The 1,370-nt window shown below is 42.6% G+C and carries 3 protein-coding genes; all 3 read left to right on the top strand.

All coding sequences use genetic code 11. The features are described 5' to 3' along the window. On the top strand, window positions 1–239 hold a 239-nt coding region (locus SSCH_RS06475; RefSeq protein ID WP_408645706.1), incomplete at its 5' end, for a hypothetical protein. Between the two features lie 366 nt (window positions 240–605). Further along, window positions 606–731, top strand: a complete 126-nt coding sequence (locus SSCH_RS20855; protein WP_269746132.1) for a hypothetical protein — start codon at window positions 606–608, stop codon at window positions 729–731. Between the two features lie 105 nt (window positions 732–836). Beyond that, window positions 837–1,079, top strand: coding sequence for a hypothetical protein (locus tag SSCH_RS06470; protein ID WP_044664757.1), 243 nt, complete (start codon window positions 837–839; stop codon window positions 1,077–1,079). Window positions 1,080–1,370 lie beyond the last annotated feature (291 nt).

The raw sequence follows: 1,370 nt of genomic DNA, 5'->3' as shown, positions 1-1,370 counted from the left end.
TGAAGGGATATCACTACTTGATGCATATTGGCCGGATGCTCAATGAAATGGTGCTTCATTCGGTTTGCCTAACCGAACATGCTAAAAAAGTTGGGTTTCGGAGACTCATTGAAAAGTTTCGTAAAAACATGATTTACAATTCCTTAGATACAAAGCGAATTCGCAAGTTAATGAAATCCCCAGGCCAACTGCGATTGGTTCAGGAGGATGATTGGAAAATAAGGCCAACGGCAGCTTAGCAATTCTATTCAACATAGCGGTTTCAATACGGTGTACACTACCCGTATGCCCATTTGAAGGTGCTATAGTAGGTTAAAAGGAGCAAAATAGCTTGAAAAGGATGTGCCGCCACATGTAGAACGGATATTTTTCTAAAAAACTTCGGAATCGGTGATAAAAACGCCAGTTTTTGTACTTGCAAGATTTTTTAAACATTTTGATGCGTCAGTACTGGTACTGGCTCAGAACTGACGCATAGCCTTTAACTACTATGCCCGACAAGGGTTTCCAGAGACTAGAAGAAATATTTTATCGAAAAAGGAACTGGACAGCGGTAATTAATTATGAGACAATAGTGTGGGTTATTATCAAAGGGGGCCTGCACTATGACAAAACAATACGACAACCAAGTCTTGGTAAGCGGCAGATATTTCACCGAACAGGAACTGCAAGATAGTATTCGAGGTTGTTACTCGACAAATGATATGGAGACTGTTTTTTCCATCTGGTGAAGCTGTTTCAGCCTGCTAGAGATTGAAAACAATGATTAGGCTTCCAGCCAGTTTACGCCTGGTTGCCGCTAAGGGGTTTTGCTACTGCAAAGGGGGGGGTAAAAAATGAACAGATCTGCCTGTGCTGTGTTAAGTCTATTGATTGCTCTTTCTTTGATGAGTTTTGGCTTTACAAACTGGCCGAACCGCAATTCAGGTTCTGCCTCCCAGACCAGCAAATTCAAATGGGGGATATTTAGTGATTCCGTTTCCCAGGGAGATTGGGGGCCAGACCTAACCTGTGAGCCCGGGCTAAAAAATGCCCGCCCCTATCTCCGGAGGGCAAGGATGTCGGAGCAACCAGTCTGAATCTGCAGGATACAAATAAAAACGGTGCAATTGATACTATTAAAATAGATGTAAAGAATGCCTATCCTTCTTATTATAATAAGGTCGACATTGGGGTGAAGAATTTCGGGGAAATTGCTGTAAAGGTAGGTAATGCGATATTCATATGGAGGGAAAAACATTTACACTGGAGAGTGGGCAGGTATATTACCTCTACGAGGATAGAAGAATGATAAAAAACGCCACTGCGCCGGAAGATGCAATACTGGAGGTTCGCTGGACAGAAGGATCTGAACAGAATCTGTATCCAGT

The organism is Syntrophaceticus schinkii (assembly GCF_000946815.1).
In the GTDB taxonomy this organism is placed as follows: Bacteria; Bacillota; DSM-12270; order Thermacetogeniales; family Thermacetogeniaceae; genus Syntrophaceticus; species Syntrophaceticus schinkii.
This window is presented reverse-complemented; position numbering and strand designations above follow the sequence as displayed.

Bases quoted from the DNA above. Each gene is read 5' to 3' on its own strand.
- SSCH_RS20855 (WP_269746132.1), top strand. From the start codon at position 606: ATGACAAAACAATACGACAACCAAGTCTTGGTAAGCGGCAGATATTTC.
- SSCH_RS06470 (WP_044664757.1), top strand. From the start codon at position 837: ATGAACAGATCTGCCTGTGCTGTGTTAAGTCTATTGATTGCTCTTTCT.